The organism is Blastopirellula marina (assembly GCF_002967715.1).
GTDB lineage: Bacteria > Planctomycetota > Planctomycetia > Pirellulales > Pirellulaceae > Bremerella > Bremerella marina_B.
Genome location: NZ_PUIA01000051.1, coordinates 99,176 through 117,809 on the forward strand (window position 1 = coordinate 99,176; position 18,634 = coordinate 117,809).

General features: G+C 54.3%; 16 protein-coding genes. 6 read left to right on the top strand and 10 right to left on the bottom strand.

Translation table 11 applies throughout. The annotated features are described in order from the left end of the window. The first annotated feature begins 75 nt into the window (after window positions 1-75). Entirely contained in the window at window positions 76-1,272 is a 1,197-nt protein-coding gene (locus C5Y96_RS16595; protein WP_105355585.1) for a metallophosphoesterase, read from the top strand. Here C5Y96_RS16595 and C5Y96_RS16600 read toward each other — a convergent pair. The 9 genes from C5Y96_RS16600 to C5Y96_RS16640 form a co-directional block, all read right to left on the bottom strand. Continuing rightward, window positions 1,263-3,248, bottom strand: a complete 1,986-nt coding sequence (locus tag C5Y96_RS16600; RefSeq protein ID WP_105355587.1) for a vWA domain-containing protein — start codon at window positions 3,246-3,248, stop codon at window positions 1,263-1,265. The two genes, C5Y96_RS16595 and C5Y96_RS16600, sit on opposite strands and share 10 nt — an antisense overlap. After that, window positions 3,245-4,147 carry a DUF58 domain-containing protein gene (locus tag C5Y96_RS16605; RefSeq protein ID WP_233198996.1) on the bottom strand — a complete coding sequence of 301 codons (903 nt, stop codon included), beginning with the start codon at window positions 4,145-4,147 and terminating at the stop codon, window positions 3,245-3,247. Before C5Y96_RS16605 ends, C5Y96_RS16600 begins: the two co-directional genes overlap by 4 nt. 42 nt (window positions 4,148-4,189) lie before the next feature. Continuing rightward, window positions 4,190-5,218 (bottom strand): AAA family ATPase, encoded by a 1,029-nt coding sequence (locus C5Y96_RS16610; RefSeq protein WP_105355589.1) that lies wholly within the window; start codon window positions 5,216-5,218, stop codon window positions 4,190-4,192. A 126-nt stretch (window positions 5,219-5,344) separates the two neighbouring features. Next, on the bottom strand, window positions 5,345-8,440 hold the full coding sequence (locus tag C5Y96_RS16615; RefSeq protein WP_105355592.1) for a VWA domain-containing protein: 3,096 nt from the start codon (window positions 8,438-8,440) through the stop codon (window positions 5,345-5,347). Window positions 8,441-8,657: 217 nt separating this feature from the next. Further along, window positions 8,658-9,233, bottom strand: a complete 576-nt coding sequence (locus tag C5Y96_RS16620; protein ID WP_105355595.1) for a prolyl hydroxylase family protein — start codon at window positions 9,231-9,233, stop codon at window positions 8,658-8,660. A 116-nt stretch (window positions 9,234-9,349) separates the two neighbouring features. Next, window positions 9,350-10,258, bottom strand: a complete 909-nt coding sequence (locus tag C5Y96_RS16625) for a hypothetical protein (protein ID WP_105355597.1) — start codon at window positions 10,256-10,258, stop codon at window positions 9,350-9,352. A gap of 70 nt (window positions 10,259-10,328) precedes the next feature. After that, entirely contained in the window at window positions 10,329-10,670 is a 342-nt protein-coding gene (locus tag C5Y96_RS16630; protein ID WP_105355600.1) for a DUF6572 domain-containing protein, read from the bottom strand. 70 nt (window positions 10,671-10,740) lie between these two features. Beyond that, a complete protein-coding gene (locus tag C5Y96_RS16635; protein ID WP_105355602.1) occupies window positions 10,741-11,403 on the bottom strand; it encodes a helix-turn-helix domain-containing protein in 663 nt (220 codons plus the stop codon). 34 nt (window positions 11,404-11,437) lie between these two features. Next, on the bottom strand, window positions 11,438-12,226 hold the full coding sequence (locus C5Y96_RS16640) for an NHL repeat-containing protein (protein WP_233198997.1): 789 nt from the start codon (window positions 12,224-12,226) through the stop codon (window positions 11,438-11,440). Window positions 12,227-12,620: 394 nt separating this feature from the next. Between C5Y96_RS16640 and C5Y96_RS16645 the strand changes: the two genes are divergently transcribed. From C5Y96_RS16645 to C5Y96_RS16655, 3 genes are all read left to right on the top strand, one after another. Next, the gene (locus C5Y96_RS16645) at window positions 12,621-13,757 is read left to right on the top strand and encodes an L-threonylcarbamoyladenylate synthase (protein ID WP_105355606.1); all 1,137 of its coding nucleotides are present in this window, start codon (window positions 12,621-12,623) and stop codon (window positions 13,755-13,757) included. Between the two features lie 81 nt (window positions 13,758-13,838). Continuing rightward, entirely contained in the window at window positions 13,839-14,294 is a 456-nt protein-coding gene (gene rpiB / locus C5Y96_RS16650; protein WP_105355608.1) for a ribose 5-phosphate isomerase B, read from the top strand. A gap of 358 nt (window positions 14,295-14,652) precedes the next feature. Beyond that, window positions 14,653-15,222, top strand: a complete 570-nt coding sequence (locus C5Y96_RS16655; RefSeq protein ID WP_105355610.1) for a hypothetical protein — start codon at window positions 14,653-14,655, stop codon at window positions 15,220-15,222. An 81-nt stretch (window positions 15,223-15,303) separates the two neighbouring features. On the opposite strand, the gene C5Y96_RS16660 is transcribed toward C5Y96_RS16655, so the two are convergent. Beyond that, on the bottom strand, window positions 15,304-15,948 hold the full coding sequence (locus C5Y96_RS16660) for a TVP38/TMEM64 family protein (RefSeq protein WP_158261269.1): 645 nt from the start codon (window positions 15,946-15,948) through the stop codon (window positions 15,304-15,306). A gap of 172 nt (window positions 15,949-16,120) precedes the next feature. Between C5Y96_RS16660 and C5Y96_RS16665 the strand changes: the two genes are divergently transcribed. Together C5Y96_RS16665 and C5Y96_RS16670 are read left to right on the top strand one after the other, a co-directional pair. Next, window positions 16,121-16,765 (top strand): hypothetical protein, encoded by a 645-nt coding sequence (locus C5Y96_RS16665; RefSeq protein WP_146115697.1) that lies wholly within the window; start codon window positions 16,121-16,123, stop codon window positions 16,763-16,765. Window positions 16,766-16,847: 82 nt separating this feature from the next. After that, window positions 16,848-18,563 (top strand): HEAT repeat domain-containing protein, encoded by a 1,716-nt coding sequence (locus C5Y96_RS16670; RefSeq protein ID WP_158261270.1) that lies wholly within the window; start codon window positions 16,848-16,850, stop codon window positions 18,561-18,563. The last annotated feature ends 71 nt before the right edge of the window (window positions 18,564-18,634 follow it).

Genomic DNA, 18,634 nt, shown 5'->3' on the forward strand with positions numbered 1-18,634 from the left:
GCTCTAGCGTTTGGCTTTATACATCCCTATTCTGTAGGCGACTTTGGGCTGATTCCTCGTAGATTGCGGCAAAACATGTATGCGTTGATTGCGGTGTTGATGTTGATTGCAGGCGTCGGGCATTTGGCGATTTGGACTCGTCTGCACTGCATGATCCACAGCTTGCCCATCAAACAGTGGATTATTGATCTCGGCGAATATACGTGTTACCTCATGTCGGTACTGATACCGGCCGTCTTTCTGGTGTGGTGGATGCAACAGCCACTCAACCCGCAGGTTTCCGTGAATGAATCGGTCCAGTACTCAAGCGTCTATTACGTCTGGCTAACCTACTGGGCTATCAGTGTGGTCGCGTTCATCGCGGCGAGCCTGCTTTGGCTCCTTTATCAACGCGATGCCCAGATTGCCGCGGCCTACTTCAACGAACGCCTTCTCGCCTCGTTTGATTTTGCAGACCTTGCCCCGCAGTTGTTGACATCGCCCAGCACGCAAATCGCCAGTCTTATTCCGGGGAACGAGATACTGCGTTTGGAGGTCGATCGCAAAGAAATCTTTCTCCCGTGGCTTCCCCAGCAGTTGGATGGTTTTACCATCACGCATCTGTCCGACCTGCATCTCAAAGGACACATGGCCGAAGACTTCTATCGCAAGGTAGTCGATCAGGCCAATGACCTGCAAAGCGAAATGATTGTGATCGCAGGAGATATTTTCGATCGCACCAAGTGCTTTTCGTGGAGCCGCACCCTCGCTGAGCTATCGGCCGAGTGCGGTGTCTACTTCATTCTGGGAAACCACGAAGTACGAACACTTGATACAGACGGCTGCCGGAAAACGCTCGTCAATGAAGGTTTCATTGATCTCGGTGGACGCCACATGGCTTTGATGATTCGAGATTATCCCGTGGTCCTCGCTGGCAATGAGTTGCCGTGGCATATCCCTGCCGCGGATATGCGATCGTTGGACGAGTCCCAATTCGATCAACGTCCCCTCAAGATACTACTCGCTCATACACCGGACCAAATTGACTGGGCGCGATCGTTCGACTTCGATTTGATGCTGGCCGGACATAACCATGGCGGACAGATTCGTTTACCGATAATTGGCCCGGTTGTCAGTCCAAGCTGGCATGGAACGCGTTACGCTGGCGGCGTGTTTTACCGAGATCCCACGCTGATGCACGTTAGTCGAGGCATTAGTGGTACGAGCCCCTTGCGATGGAACTGCCCTCCTGAAATCACGCAGATCGTTTTACGCACAGGGGATCAGACGTAAACGCGACGGTTGTAGATATACCATTCGACTAGCAGGATCAGCAGCGCAAGCACGACCAACCACTTCCAGAACTCGCGCCGCATGGGCAACCAGGCCGATTCCCCAGCGATCGTTTCCCATTGCGTTTCAATTTCCAGCTTCGGTTGAATCTCACTCTCCTGGGCATCGAATATGTTCACGGAGAAGTACCGAGAAACATCTTTCGCATTTCCCTCACGAACTTCGTACGTCCCAAGCTGATCGGTCTCGCCAAAGCTAAACAAGTTATCGGCCGTCGGAGCGATCGTTCGGACACGTCCTGAAGGAGGTATGATATGAACTTCCTTGGCAAATCCACTAGAGCGGAATGCATAGTTTTGACCGGGTCGGATGCTGAATTCCCCCTCCCCTTGTCGTACTCCTCCGAGATACTCGACCAGATTCTTGACAAACACGGGGAAGCTAAGCCGCTTGGTCCATTCCGTATTGAAGAACGTCTTGTCGTCCTCAGATGTCAAAAAAGCGAAACCTAGCACAACGTCTTCAAAACTCTTGCGTGGGGCGATGGTCATGATTGCCCCCTGGTCCGATTCAATAAGTACTGTGCTGCCTGCCGGCGCTTCAAGTGGAGAGGCCTTGTAGATGGAGACGTTTCCTAAATTGACGAAGTTCATCACGGGATGACTTTGCGCCACATCGATAATTTGTGGTAGCACCTGGGCTTCCTGAAAAACCCATCCTTCAACCGGAGGCTTTCTTCCAAAGAAGACCGTGTTCGATTCCGGCATCGTCTCAGGTGCGCAGTCGTCGTAGATGATAACATCGTAGCGACCGCTGGCTGCTTCTTTTGGGTAGTCCTCTCCGGTCAGATAATCAGGCGTTACCAGCGTCACATCGGCAATACGCCGGATTTGATCGGTTGCCAGTGAGAACCGCAAGTAGTTGTTCCCTTCCGTCACAACCAATACCTGGGCTCGCTCAGGCGGACTGATCGCGGCGTAGGCAATATTATCTGCGGGGAACACATCTTTGTGATCGACCTCTAATCGGAGCTTTCCGACATCCAGACTTCCCAGGTCGAACTGGGCCCCGCCGGTGCCATCTTCCTCATCCAAACGAATACGAGCGACATCTAAAAGTTCGTTATTGAAATAAAGGTTAGCCGTCACTTCGGTTGGTTCGGGGCCGAAACGAGCAATGCGGCAGAACACCTGAAGCTCGTCTTCCTTCTCTGGATTTCGCTGGGTGCTGAAAGCCAGGATGCCAACGTTGGAAGAGACTTCGTCTCCGAGTGGGATATAGACAGGCTGCAGATTGCCGAACGAAAAGTCGGTAATCGTTTGAAATCGCCCGTCGCTCAAAATGTAAGCCGTCGCAGGCTTCGCGTCGGCAACCTGAACATCCCCTTCTTCAAATGCCGACTGACCAGGATTCGCCAGGCCTGATGCGACTCGCAAGGCCTCCATGATGTTGGTCGTGTGCTCACTAGGCTGGATCGCGGCGACCTTTGCCGAAAGGACTCGCTGATTGTCCGTAAACTGCTGAGCGACACTGGCCCGGTCGGAAAACGTCACGACCATTCCCACGTCGCCACTGTCCATCTGGTCGATCATTTCCTGCACGCGGCGTTTGGCTTCATCCAATCGCGTGCGTCCCGACTGTTCATCCTTCGATCCCATGCTTGCCGAGTTATCGATCAGAAAGACAAACCGGTCTCCGAGCAGTTTCTGTTCGCCGTCCATGCCAGGACGCAGCACGGCCAGGATCAGCAACAAGATGAAAAGCAGTTGCAAAAAGAGCAGCAGGCTCTGCCTCATCTTCTGCCACAGGCTGTTCACATGAAGATCTTCGATCGTGCGGCTCCACAGGAAGGTGCTAGGAACTTCAAGTGGTTGCCGACGCAGTTTAAGAAAGTACAGGGCAACGATCGCCGGGGGGACCAGTGCCAATAGCGTCCACCCCAAGGGCCCCAAGGTGTTGATAAACCAACTTGTCATCGCAGAAGCCCTCGCTGCCGCATGTAATTGGAAACAAGGTGGCTCACCGAGACATCGGTGTTGGCCAGCATGTAAGCCATACCGCGTTTGGCACAGAAAGTCCGTGCACCATCAACAAACGCATCGAGAGTTCGCTTATAGCGATCCAAAAGGGGACGACTGACGGTAATCTCGGCGATGTCGCCATCTTCGCAGTCGACAAGCTTCAGGTCACCTTTGATCTGCTCGGCGGGATTCAACTCGACCGGAGCCAGCGTCTGAATCACATACACGTCCATCTGCTGAGTGGAAAGAAACCGTAAGGCGGGCTCATAGCCACTTTTATCCATCAGGTCGGTAACCAGAACCAAAATTCCTTTGCCGCTGTTACGCAGACAGAAATTCTTCGCTCCTTCCAGTAGCGGCACATTCTCGCCAGGCTCGATGCTGTTCAAATAGTCAAGCATCCGCCAAACGCTATGCCGCCCTCGCAGTACCGGGCCTGGTTTTCGCATCGGCGTTCCCAGCGTCTCGATTCGTACGCGATCTGTTCGGCACAAACCCACAAAACCAAGCGCGGCAGCCAATTGCTTGGCATACGTGAGCTTGCTTGGCGTGCCGAAGTCCATCGAAGTACTGGCATCGATCAGCGTGTAAAAGTGAAGGTCCTCTTCCTCCAAAAACATCTTCAAAAACAGCCGATCCAGCCGGGCATACATGTTCCAGTCGATGAAACGCAGGTCGTCTCCGGCCACATACGGCCTGAAGTCTGCAAACTCGACGCTCGTCCCCTTTCGTTTGCTACGACGTTCCCCTTTCATTCTTCCCCGAAACACCTTACGGCTGACCAGTTCCATGCGTTCCAACTGGGCCAGCAGTTCCGGAGAAAGGAGATCGGAAACAATATTCGTCTTCGCCATCGAGCTTGGGTGCCTAACAGAGTTTTGCTTCAATCTAGCGGCTTACTTCGCGACCGATGCCAAGACCGTGTCATCTGCCTTTTCCGGAACTTTCTCCAGCAGTTCCAGTAACACATGATCCGTATCGAGCCCTTCAGCTTGGGCCTCGAAATTGAGGATCACGCGATGTCGCATTGCAGGTAGATAAACACGACGGACGTCTTCGTAGCTGACGTTGTAGCGGCCATCCAGCAAAGCACGCACCTTGGCGGTCAAAGCCAGCGTTTGCGCACCACGAGGGCTCGAACCCCAGCGTAGATACTGATTGGTAATCGGTAGCGCCATCGGACCTTCTGGATGGGTGGCCAAGGTTAACCGTACGATGTAATCCTGCACGTGCTTGGCCAGAATCACCTCACGGATCACTTGCTGCCACTTCAGGATTTCGGCCCCCTCCATCACCTTTTCGGCTTCCACCCTGGTTCCCTTGGTGGTGCGGTCGATGATGGTGCCAAGTTCATCCGCCGTCGAATAACCCACAACCAGCTTGAACATGAACCGGTCTAACTGAGCCTCTGGTAGAGGGTAAGTCCCTTCCTGTTCAATCGGGTTCTGCGTGGCCAACACGAAGAAAGGTTTGTCCAGGACATACCGATGACCACCGACGGTTACACAGCCTTCCTGCATCGTCTCGAGCATGGCCGACTGGGTCTTGGGGGTGGCACGATTGATTTCGTCCGCCAGGCAGATCTGGGTGAAGATCGGACCTTTCTGGAACTCAAACACGCGACGGCCATCCGGCGTTTCCATCACCATGTTGGTACCCAAAATGTCCGCAGGCATCAGATCTGGCGTGTATTGAATACGGCTGAAGTTAAGATCTAGCGCTTGCGACAGGGTACGAATAAGCAGCGTCTTGCCGAGCCCCGGAACACCTTCCAGCAGGCAGTGCCCACCGACAAACAGACAAGTCAAAACGCCATGGACGATATCTTCGTGCCCGACGATCACCTTCTGAATTTGCTCTTTGACGGCCAAGTAGCGACTGCGAAATTCGTCAGCTTGCTGCTGCATCGATTCAGCGACACTCATGCGGTTTCCTTGCTGCGGCGAAGTTCTCTGGGGTGTAATTCGGGTTGTGCTTTGATAATGTTGGCAGCCAGGGCAGCCATAGCTATCGTAACTGAAATTGTTTCATATGGGGTGAATCAGACAATTCTAGGATGAATCATTATCATCCAGGTTTCCCCCGGGGCGTTTGCGAGCCTGTTTCTTTGCTTTCAACAAACGCGAAGTGTATGAGTCGTCGTCGGGAGACGAGTCTTCCATGGCTTTCGACTTCTTCGGCGGCCCAGTTGAGGATGGCATCTTTGCGGCCAATTCTTCGTCAACGGCCGATGTCCCGCTGGGCTGATCCAAGCCAACTTCGAATCGTGCGGACGATTTACGCTCGTCATAATCGGCCGTAGCACGCTCTTTGATCATGCGTAGACGTTCCATTCGGTCTTCTTCATCTTCTTTCTCCGGAACGCCAAACATGCGAGCATGAACCCACTGGTAGCTGTGCTTGATCCACTCGGTTCCCAGGGTCACCCGCCGAACGAAGACATCCTCGAAGAAAACCAGTCCGCACAAGACCAGCAAGACGGGCCAGATGTGTTGACTGCTGATCGCCTTAGGAAGTGTGTGTCGGAACGTATCGACATCTAAAAGTTCTTCGACACGTCCAATCGCGAAGTCGCCGTCGATTACCTGCCCCACTTCGCCACCTTCTGGCTTTAATGCAGCCAGGCTATCGACCAAGGCCGAATTCAAACGTTGCTGACGAAACTCAGCCGAGTAAGGGACATTCGCGCCGGTACGAATTGGTGCTTCGCCTGGCCCGGGCAAGATCGACAAAAAATAGCTGCCGGACTTATCCGCAGGAAACTCACCCACGTAGCGTCCCGATGCAACTTGTTCGAGTTGAAAGTCTTTGGATTCCATTTCGGGATCCACTGCGGTACCGGAAAGCTTCAGGAAGTTGAGGTACTCGTCCTTTTCATCGGTGGCAGTAACAACAACTCGTACCTTGCCATCCTTGACCTCGCTGGCAACCGTGAAGTTCCCCTGGTTGTCGGTCGGACGCATGGCATAGCGGACAAACTGAGTAAAGAACTTGTCGTATCCTTCCCAAGAGGTCCAGTTGTTCGCCCAGCGTTTGCCGGCATCGGTTGTTAGAACACCAGTCCGCCCGACTCCGTAGGTCCATGTTGCCATGACGGTAGCATTCTCGGGGTGCTCGGCCGGAACGGGTGCAACCATTCCCACATCGACTAAGGGATTGTCCTTCAAGGTCGTCATCACGTAGCCGTCGAACGATGGAAAGCCATCAATCCCTTCCAGCACCTCATGCGGATAGGTAATTGGGACCATGCCTGGATGATCTTTAATCAGCGGCTGGGCGATTCGACGCGCCTCGCGCTGATAAATTCGAGGAAGTGCTTTTGGATCAGTTACAGCGTAATACTTGCCACCTGTTTGCGTAGCCAATTGCCGTAGCGGGGTACTGCCAGCCGGGCCATGTGTACCGATGGCGACCGTGGTGATTTTAATGTTGGCGTTTACAAACCCCGCTACAGTAGCCGGGTTCGGTGGCGAAGGGTCACCATCGCTGATCACGATCATATGCTTGATCGCGACATTCGCCCCTTTCGCTTGAATCGCATTGAAACCTGCCAGCGACATCTTCATGGCCGGATCGAACTGCGGCATGTCGCCGGGCGTCATTCGATTGAGCCGGGCCAACATCTGATTGCGGTTCGGCCCAACCGGGATCAAGCCATCCGGTGCTCCCCACATCCATTGGTCATTGCCGCTCCAGTGAATCAGTCCGCAGTAGTCCTGGGGCCCCAAGGCTTTGAGAGCTTCGCGAGCAACGACTTTCTGCCAGTAATTGCCCTGTGCGAGTTCCGATGCGTGCATCATCATCACCAGCGCACCGACCGGAACGACCTTAGCGTCCTTGATGTTGAAATCCACCGGCATCGATTTCTCGAGTTCGGTATTCGACCACCCCCCAGCGCCAAAGGCCCTGGGGCCACCAATCATCAACAAACCACAACCCAACTGCTGCGTGTTGCGGACCAGCATCTCGACCTGCTGGTCACTGAAGCTCGAGACGTCCCCTGCCCCGGCCCCGCTCGCCCGGGGAACATCCCCCAGAATCACGCAATCGAATCGCTGCAGTTCGGCCAGCGAGGTGAAGAGTCCATTGCTGGGCATCACCTCGACCTCGATGTTGTTCGCCCTCAGTCGCGAGATCAGAAAATCGAACTCGCCCGGATTTTCCCAGTCTTCAATCAGAAGCACCGATCCTTCACCTCGCACGTGAGCGAAAGCAGAGGCCAGGTTATTCTGGGGCATCGAGTCATCAAGCCGATCATCTGGAACAAAGCGAGCTTCATAAGTATAGAAGTCGCTCTGGTCGATCGTGTGCTCGAATGTCAGTACTTTCTTGCCCGGCTCAAGATCCATCGGCTGCTCGATGAGCACGTCTTCTCGCTTGCCATGCTTCCGAACGACAACCACTTTGCCGCTCACTTTGCCATCGTCATCCGCAGAAGCTTCGGTCATGTTGTTCAAAACAACATTCACCTGCACAGGCTGCCCTTTACGAATGTCACTGGGAAGCGAAATCTTTTCGACGGCCACTTCGGCTCGGCTTGAGAGTTCTACCGGCACCACATCGATACCAATGCCACTTTCGGCAAGCTGCCGGGCAATGTTGGTCGCATCGCCGTACGTTTCGTTACCATCAGTGACGATGACAACACGCTTGGCGGTATCTTCCGAAAACGATGCTTGAGCGAGCTTTAAAGCACCCTCCAGGTTCGTCGCATCAGTGCGAACCTGCATCATGGCTTCCAAACGCCCTTGCTGGATCGGCAGGTTATCGTCGTAAGGGGGAACTTCAATCGCCGCTTCACGACCGAATACCACCACCCCCGCGCGGTCTCCGCGGGCGGCCTGGCGATGCTCGGCAACATCCTTCACGACGTACTGCACCATGGCGGCACGCTTCTCGCGTGGGATGCTTTCCGATTGATCGAGCACGTAGATTACCGTGACGCGGTCGCTCGAATGGCGCAACTGCATTTCGGCCAGGCAGAACACCAGCAGCAAGTAGACCAGCGATCGCAGGCCCAGCGCGAAGAATCTCCGCACTCGTCCCAACCCCGAGATGCTACGAAAGCTAAAGAACCACAACAGTGGCAGCCCCGCCAGCAGCAGCAAAAACCACGGCTTGTTGAACGCAACATCGACGCCAAACATGCGGCTGGGTGACTCCAGAGTTCTGAAAACAGGGACGAGGCCAGACAGATGCACTGGGCAATCTGCCCGACAATTCGAGAAGTCCTTTCATGGTAACGGTTTTGTGCGCGCGTGCCCATAATTTCATCGGCAAAAAATCTAAGAAGCACCCACAAGCCCGCCACCCAGAAGAGAGGGACACTTTCAACGCAACGCAGCTTTGGAAAAGCGAGCCTGTTTATCCGTCATGGTCGGCATTGGTACTGCGATACATCACGTCGCTACGAAGTACGTACTTCACGCCACTTTTCACCTCTTCCCCTTCATGAAGCTGAGGATGGTGAAAGAGCAACGCACTGCCTGCCTTCGGAACAACTCGAAATGTTTGCGGCTGGAAGAACCGTGTACCTCCTCCTTTGAAATCGTCGTTTAGATACACGAGAAACGTAAAATCACTTTTCTCGAAATCGCTTCGTCGATAGCGACCATCGCAATGAGGGGCAAACGACTGACCTGGCTCGTACTTATAAAATCGCAGGCGTTCGTTCAGACCAATCGCATGGCGATGCCGCCACGGATCGATTACCCAGGGTTGGATTCGTTGCCAAAGTATGTTGGCCGTTTCCGGATCATCCGACATCAGCCGCAGATTATTACGAATATCCTTCCGCATCACTTGCCCCTGGGATGTCGAGACGGGTGCCTCCGTAAACCCAATGCCTTCCGCCATCTCGATGTAGCGCGCACACTCCACAGAAGTCAAAAAATTGTGGATGACGTAAACGTAGTCGTAGTGAAATGTTTCGCGATGCATCAAAAGTCACCATTGCGGGGTGTGTGAACATACGTACCAGCAAAGATAACGACAAACCACAAAGGTTCACCGAAGCACGTTCGGTGGATAACGCAGATGACAAGGAAGCGAAACCTCTAAGACGACTTATCCTGACTGCGTGAAACAGCCTGCTGACGAATCTCGTCGCGGGCCTTATTCAACCGCTCAGGCCAAAAGAACTTAGGAGCCTGACCAGGATCATATCCTTCCAGATGGTCCTTCAAGCGGGTCACCGGTTTCGTGTACTTGAGTTCGGTCTTCCCAAAGACTTCCTCGCATAGCTTGGCCAGGCCTGGGTCATATTCCTTCAACTCCGCTCGGGTATCGACATGATTGTGATCGTGATCTGGAGCACGGTTGTTGTCGAACCAAGACTGAACACCTTCGGCAAAGTACTCGTGATGATTCACCGACGCGTACTTCCCCTTCCAGAGCCCAGCGGCCATGGCCTCGTCGTACGCTTTTTTCACACGATCGTCGAAGGTCGGGTCGATGTTCACCATCCCCCGCAAATGAATATTGTGGGCGAATTCATGGATCAAGATGCACTCGGTCGAGTAAGGATCTCCATCGTAGCCCAGAAGGTTTTCTTCGCCGCAGGTGCAGAATGGGTCGGTCTTGGATCCGCCGGTGCCCCGGGCACGAGCATCCCAGTAATCTTTCGGCGTGAAATGGGCGAACTCTGGCAGGTCGGTGGTGTACTCGTTATGGGCAATAATCAGCATTCGCGAGCCACTGGCGACCATCGCATGTTTGATATCCGGTCGCTTACGCAGCATCAGTTCGATCAGGTACGCGGCCTCCTTCAGGGCGTAATCATCCACGGTCTTCGACGCCAGCACTGGGTAACCGCCTGCATCGATGTACTTGCCGTAGAACTCAGGTGCCTTCATTTCCTCCGGTGGAGCCGCCACACGATAAGACGGCTCAGCATGCGCGGATGTGACCAGGAAACCGTACAGAAAACCCGCGGCAGCAATCGATCGAAGAAAGAAGCTAGTCATGTGCTATTCTCAAATGGGATGGATTTCAGGCGAGGTGGCTGCGCTACATGATATATTGCGTACCTCGCGTCTACAAAAAAGAATCCCACGGGCTTTCGTAGCTGGTCTGCACATCAATCCCTTTAGCACGAATACGTTCGGCCGTCTCGTCCAGAAATCGTTGGCCACCTTCCGAAGGCCGACAACGTCCGCGGATTTCTATGCGAACGGTTCGTCCCTGGGCCTTGGGATAGGCTTTCTGCATATCGCCACTTTCGATAAAGCGGAGATAGGTCGCGAGTTTATCTTGTAGCAGTTTTATGTGCTCATCTTCCTCGTCCCAATCTTCCTCATCCATTAATGAGACGACGACGCTACCAGTTTGCTTGCAGATGCCAACGGCATCGATGATGTATTTTTTGGCTAGGGCCATTTCAGGTGTGCCTTCTCTCTGAATCCATTTCGATGTGGGCAAGCCGAGATTACATTCCGGCTAGCCTCCGTTAGACGATTACCTGATTGGCTCGACAGAAATGCTCGAACCCCATTGCCGTATCGAAGCGATCGTCGAATAAGACCATCAATCCGTCCCGAAAGTCCATCCGGATTGCCAGTTGAATCGGTTCTTTCATGGGCATGCCAATGGGATGGGCCCATGTGTTTCCCCAGACCAGTGCTCCCTGCTGGGTCGGCAGGAACCGCATGTCGTTCATTTCGGTCATGTCGTCTGGAGGTTGAATTACGGAGTAGAACAACTGAAACGCTCTGCGTGCCGCGTCTTTCCCCTCGTGTGTTCCTGCGAAGGGAAATACCTGAGGATCTCCGGAAAAATGGATCACAATATCATCCGAAATGAATTCCGACATCGCATCGATCACGCCGGTTGTTTCGGTATACATGCACTCGATAAATCGCCGCGCGATGGCTGCGGCTTCCATCTCTAAATCAGCCGCAGTCACCTGCAAACCATGCTGCTGAAACGTTTGTGCCAGGACGGTCAGCGTCGCCGCCGAAACTGACTGTCCTGCTTCCGCTTTGCGAATGAGTCGATCGGAATACCCGGCCTTTACGGCCAACACCTCCTGAGTCCAACCGAGTTGATTTCGTAGTGACGCGACCTGCTGACCGTTGCAGCGTTTGTTGGAAGAATTTGAATTCTGATTCATCGTGGCTCGCCGATAGAAAGTCCTGGGAAGTTCGCTACAACCGAATCCGCTGGACCCGATGATTCTCGGAATCAATTACATGTACTCGACCAAACCGGTCCAGGATCAGTGCCCAGGGACTGTTGAGTTGACCTGGCTCATGGCCGGAACTTCCCCACGCCCCCAGACTGTTTCCGTCGAGGTCGAACTTCTGCACGCGGTGATTGCTGTACTCAACGACATACAGATGCCCTTTTCCATCGAGCACTAAATCGTACGGATAGCCAAGCTTGCCTGGCTCGCTCCCCTGCTCTCCCCAGATTTTGATCAGCTTCGCCTCGTCACCGGTTGCATCGAAAACCTGAATCCGATGGTTGCAGGCATCGGCGATCCAGATGTGGTCGTTCTCGTCGATCACCATGTTCTGCGGGCGGACGAATTGCCCAGGCTCGCTGCCGTGCCCTCCCCACTGGAAAAGGAAGTTACCTTCAGGATCGAACTTCTGCACGCGGTCGTGCTGGCCGTACTCGCTAATGTAGTAGTTGCCCTGGGAGTCTTGAACCGCTTCGGTAACGAAGCCGAATTCGCCTGGCTGGGAACCTTCCACCCCACCAATCGTTTGTTCGTCCAGCCGCTTGCCGTCCGGCGTGTACACCAGCATGCGGTTGTAGTGGGTATCGGCGACCAGAAGGTTGCCGTTGTTGTCGAAGGATAGTCCCGAGGGGCGACCTTTATAGAATTCAGGGATCTGCCAGGCCCGGCGGAAGTTCCCATCGAGGTCGAAAACCTGGATGCGAGCGGTCATATCAACAATGAACAACTCGTCATCCGGGCTGACGGCCACGGCCCGCGGTTTTTCGAATAACCCTTCTGAAACCCCACGTCGTCCCCACACGACTTCTGGTTCGACACTAGGCCCAGAAGGCGGTAGACAGCCGGAAATGGTCGTCAAACCAAGAGTTAGCAGCACCAAAACCTGTGTGAAAAACGACCATCGGAGGTATCGGGGGGAAAAGAATAGCACGTTGGAACATATTTAAGGGAAAGTCATCGGGCAAAATCGCTTGTGGGGGGATTGCCCCTTTTCGTATAGTAACTTCTTTCAAGATAATAACTTCTGCATCTGAGTCCATTCAACTGCCGATCAAACCCGTAACCGCAGGGCTATCTGCGGCAAAAAAGGTAATGGTCGCAGTCATTCTCAGCTATTCCCAAGAAACTACCTGGAAATTTAAACGTTGCCCGCCACTGTTATTGATGTAAAAGCAGCAGACGACCGCCGAGATGTCGTCCATCGTGCCGTCCAGGCTTTGGCCGAAGGGCAACTCGTGGCTTTTCCCACCGAGACCGTTTATGGGCTGGCCGCATCGGCTTTAAATCCTCAAGCGATCCACAATCTTCGCCATGCCAAAGGTCGCCTGGAAACGAACCCTTTCAGCTTGTGCGTTTCTGGGGCCGATACGCTGTGGGATTACATTCCCAATGCCTCGCCGCTGATGTGCCGGTTGGCTCGCCGCTGCTGGCCAGGCCCCGTAACGCTGGTAATGCCGTGTGACGAAGGTTCTGTGGTTTCGCAGTTTGCCCCCGAGGTTCAACAGGCCGTCTCGCCCAGTGGATTGGTTGGACTGCGTGTTCCGGCTCACGATTTAATCGCCCAGGCAATGCACTTTTTGCCGGGTCCGTTGGCATTAACAAGTGCGAATCTGTCTGGCCAACCCGATGCGATTCACGGAAAAGAGGTCGTAGAAGCCCTGGGAGATCGAGTAGGATTAATATTGGACGATGGCAAGTGCCGGTATGGGCAACCTTCCAGCGTCGTCAAAGTGGAAGGAAATCACTTCCAGATGTTACGTCAGGGTGTCGTTTCGGAGAGTGTCTTGAATCACCTGAGCAGCTACTTTGTCCTGTTTGTATGTACCGGAAACACCTGCCGTAGTCCCATGGCCGAAGTGGTCATGCAGAAACATCTGGCAGACAAAATTGGCACCACCATCGATCAATTAGATCAAAAGGGAATCTTGGTCGCTTCGGCTGGAATTGCTGCCTATCCAGGAGGTCGCGCGGCACCGGAAGCCATCCATATTCTAGGGGCTCGCAGCCTGGATCTGAACGGTCACGCCAGTCAGCCGCTAAGTGACCGATTGGTGGAACAAGCCGATTTGATTTTGACCATGACAGCCGGACACCGCGACGCCATCTTGGCACGGTGGCCGGAAGCGCGTGACCGAATTCAAACCTTGAGTAGCGATGGCCGCGACATAGCCGATCCTATTGGAGGATCGGAAGATGTATATCGCCAATGTCTCGAGCAAATCGAATCCGAAATCAAACAGCGGGTCAAAGACCTCGACTTGGACAACCTCCTTCCCTCCTAGTCTTTTCCTGCCACGCAAGCGGAAGCCTCATCTGTTTTCCGCGGTGGGTGGCGTACGGCCTTTTGTCAAAATGTGACCGCCATGAAAATCGCGATCGGTAGTGATCATCGTGGGTACGAAGTTAAAACGAAGATCATCGAACACCTCAAAAAGCTAGGGCACGAATCGGTCGACTGTGGTGCCCACGACTGCAATAGCATCGACTATCCTGATATCGCCACGGCGGTGGCCGAAAAGATCGTCAACGGAGAAGTTGACCGGGGCATTCTAATTTGCGGTTCTGGCATCGGCATGGCCATCACGGCCAACAAGTTCCCTGGCGTTCGCGCGGCGACCTGTCACGACGATTTGACGGCCGAAATGAGCCGCCGCCACAACAACGTCAACGTGATGTGCCTTTCCGCCGACCTGCTAGGCGAACGCCTGATCGATCGGATGGTCGACCTGTGGATCAACACGGAATTCGAGAAAGGCCGCCATCAGCGGCGTGTCGACAAGATCACAGAAGTCGAAAAACGGTTCTCCAAGGGGGACTAACTGCAGGCAATGTCTTCACCGTTTGCGCAACTGGTTCGCAACATTCTGATTGACGTTACATCCCCTCTCCTTAGAACCGGATTGCTTTCGCTTGAATTTTTCGGCTAATTCTTAGCATAGTTTCTGGGAAATGTGGTTGGTTTAGACCGATTATTTCCAGATTCCTCGGCAAGCTATTCCGTTTATAACGATCGCACTTTCGTCCGAGCCATTTCTGCAGTTTTTCTCCTCGCCGGACGCACTCCAAAATCTTGATGCGAGATCGATTGTTGATAGAGTCATCTAAACAGTCATCGAAAGCGCACGTTTCGATTTCGCATCGTCGTGCATTGCCTCTTTTTCGGAAAGATTGCCAGGAATGGTTCGATTTCGTCGACCCCATCCCGAGGATGTTGAACAGCTGCTCTTGAACGCGAAACTGCGCGACGAGTTAGAGCCGTTCTTCGACGAATCGCTGCAGATTTTGGACAGCGGTCGGGTACCTATCCGCGTAGAAAACGAGTTTCTCAGTGCCATCCTGGCCTGGGAACGTGCCCCGGTCCTGCCCATCGCTCAGTGGTTCACGCCAACCCTTGTTCCGCCCCGTGCCGACCAACTGGCAGCGGAAGAGCTTCACGAAGTTTTGTGGGACATGATCCACAAACTGGCATCACGGCGGATTTATCTCGACTTCACCGATCACCTGAGCGACACCGAACTGTATCGCCTGATCGTGCGTGATATTCTCCCATCGCAAGAGAAGATGGTCGATCTATCGAGCCACTGCATCTACTACAACTGTGCCGAAGTCGACGGCGACGTCGATACGTGGCTTCGGTTCTACGCTTCCGAAGAGGAACGACTCGGCTGGATGGAAGAAACGGGCCAGCCGCTGCCGCCGGTTGAACCTCCCCCCTGCCCCCGCAAGCTACCTGACGGGTCTTGCTAACAGAACACATGAAAGCGAAAGCGAATTTCACCGCGTGCAGATCTAAGCACCGGGGCATGGTGAGATCTGCTTCGCTTTTTTTTACTGGGCGATTTCCTTCTTCTCGCTAGTCTGCAACCAACGGCGTGCCAGGAAGGTAAGCAATAAAGGGAACCCGGCCGAAATCGCAAGGGCAACGACCAGCCATTCCTGCTGGGCAGCCAGATTTCCGAATGCGGAATAAGCCAGGGCAATTCCCGCATTGGCAAGCAAGACCGGCGGCCAGAACTTTCGCCACGAAAGTCCTTGAACACCCAACAACACGACAGCTGCCTCGGCCAGGATCGGCATCGCTCTGGTAACTACCAAAGTGACCACTCCCCAGTTTTCAGCAAACTTTTTTAAACTTTGGGCGTCGGCATCGGCCAGCCATCTTCGCTGAAGCGCCGGCCCCGCCAATTTTGCGAGGCCAAAACCGATTGCCGCGCCGACGGTAAGTCCGGCGAAACATACCGTGGCACCTGCAAATACCCCCAATTTGGCCCCTGCCAATGTATTAACCAGGCTGGACGGCACCGGGAGCAGCACATCCAGCGAAAGCAAACCAAACAGAACAATCGCCATAACCATCGGACTGGGCTGGGTTTCCTCCCACGCCAGGGCGGCTTGTTCCAGCGAATGCCCCCAAATCGCAAAAGGTACGATGGGAATTGCCAACGCCACGGCAATCAGGATCAGGATTTTCACGAATGTCCGCATCGTTTTGCTCGGTGATTCCCCCATTTTTCGTGGCATCTGATTTCTGACTTAACTATCATTTTTACTGGGGTAGGATTACCAAAGTACAGCAACATTCCCTCGCAACGTCGCTGCGAGGTCGGTCACCCTTATAGCTTTCCTGCAAACGATGGATAGAGTCATGGTCTCACGATCACTCATGGCGGCATTGGTTTTGCCGCTTCTAGCAAGTTCCTGCTACGCACAATACTGGGGCGGCCCTTGGGGGGGTGGTTATCACGCATCCACCGCTGCCGAAGGCTACCAACGCGGTTTGGCAGACGTTGTCCGCTCGCAAGGACAATACAATCTTGATACCTCGCGAGCCAACGTCAACCAGCAAGAGGCGAACGCCGCTTACATCGAAAATCGCAACCGAGCCCAAGAGGTTTGGTTTGACATGCGTCGTCGCAACGATGCCTTCCGAGCGGAACAGGCAGGCCCCAGAGTCACCAGCGAACAGATCTTCCGCATCAACGCTCAACGTGCTCCGAAGCGTTTGAATGATGATCAAATCGACCCGGTCACCGGCGAACTACATTGGCCCCTCCTGCTCACGTCGATGATCTACACGCCTTATCGTGAAGTGATCGATGCTGGCTTTGAGAATCGCCATCAGAAGGGTTCGTTTTCTGATTTCGACGCACATCAGACTGTCGTCAAAGCGGTTGATTCGATGTACGACGAATTGAAGAAACGGATTCGCGACTACGAACCACAGCAATACATCGATGCGAACCGCTTCATGGAAGCTCTTTCCCACGACGTGCGTTTCCCTTCCAGCTAAGTCGTCGAAAAAACGTACGCCCCTCACACCTTTGACTTGCAACGCAATACTCTTCTCAATGAATAAGAAACTGGAGACGGCGATGAGTGCCCGTTATTTGTTTGTTTGTGTCGCGCTGTTGTTGTGCGGTACGCTCTCTGCTGCCGAGCCGGACGCCGGCAAGCTGATTGCTGACCTGAAAGCCGGAGGTGACACGGCCTATCAGGCAGCCGACGATCTGGCAGATACCCCCGCAGACAAGGCCGTTCCTGCGCTTACCGAAGCCCTTGGCAGCGACGATTCCGAGCTACAAGGCCGTGCAGCGCGAGCACTGGCACAGTTCGGTAAAGACGCCCACACGGCTTCCCCTGCCTTGGCCAAGCTTCTGGATAGCCCCAATCCTAAAGTCCGAGCCTACGCGGCTTATGCCTTGGGTAAGATCGGCAACGGCAGCAACAAAGCATTGCCGAAGCTGATTGAGTTGATCACAGACGAAGATCCAACCGTGCGTCGCGAAGCTCTGGAAGCGATGTTCGAGATGGATGCCGATCCGGACGTGACTTTGTCTATCATGGTGAATGTGTTGGAGAAAGCGGATCCCGCCATGGTGCTTCCAGTTCTCAGCGAGCTTGCTGAGAAGGGAGAGAAGGCCATTCCTCGTCTTCGTAAGGCTCTGCAAAATGAAAAGGCTGCCTACTGGGCCTGCCTTGTTGCCGCAGAAATGGGGCCAGATGCTGCTCCAGCTGTACCTGAGCTGGCCGCGGTGCTTGATAGCAACGACGCCGAAGTCCGTATGCACGCTCTGATTGCCCTGGGCGAAATCGGACCGGCAGCCAAGCCAGCCATCAGCAAGGTCATTAAGGCCCTGCAGTCGGATGACGTTCCGGCCGTGAAGTACTCGGCTGCGTTCGCCTTGGCTGCGATGGAAGACTCTCAAGCAACCGAGGCACTGCAAAAGGCCGCTGAAGGGAACGACGCATTCCTGAGCCTGATGAGCTACTACGCGGTTGCCAAGCTGAACCCAGACGACAAGCAAAAGATGACCACGGCCGCTACCTTCCTGGTAGAAGCCATGAAGAACGAAAACCCGAACGTGCGTGCCGCAGCAGCTCGCTGCCTGGCAAACCTCCAAGCACCTCCGGAAATCGTTCAACCGATTATCGCCGATGCCCTGCAAGATGCCGACCCGCGTGTTGTGGTGAACATCACCGACGCCGTCGTGAAGATGGGCCCTCATGTTCTGCCGAAGGTCGTTAAGGGCCTGAAGGACGACAAACTGAAGTGGGTCTCGGTGGGCATCATTCGACAATGGGGTGAAGCCGCCCCAGACGCCGTTGCTCCACTTGTGGAAGCCTTGGCCAGCGAAGACGAACTATTCCAAGCCGAGGTGCTGATGACCCTCGGGGCGATTGGCGAAAAGTCCGCCGGAGCTGTCGAACAAATTCGTCCTTTCCTGAAGTCGGACTCGCGTACGCTGCAGATCGACGCCTTGTATGCGTTGGGTCGCATCGGAGCTGGAGCGATCTCGGCCAAAAGCGACATTGAACCACTGCTCGCCAGCGACGACCCCTTCACACAGTTTGCCTCGGCCTGGTCGCTAGCACATATCGCACCTGAAGACGCGGATGTTGCTGCCAAGGCCGTTCCTGTGTTGGTCACCCACCTGTCTGACACTTCGCAGGCCTACATCCCCGGCGAAGCGGCACAGGCACTAGCCAAGTTCGGCGATAAAGCCAAGTCGGCCCTGCCAGAACTTAAGAAGGCCGCCCAGGCAGGCAATGAAGCCGCTGCCGAAGCAGTCAAAGCGATTTCGATGTAAGCATCGGTATCCAATCGAATCGAAGAAGGGCCACCTGGTTGAGGTGGCCTTTCTTTTTGCTAGCAGCCAAT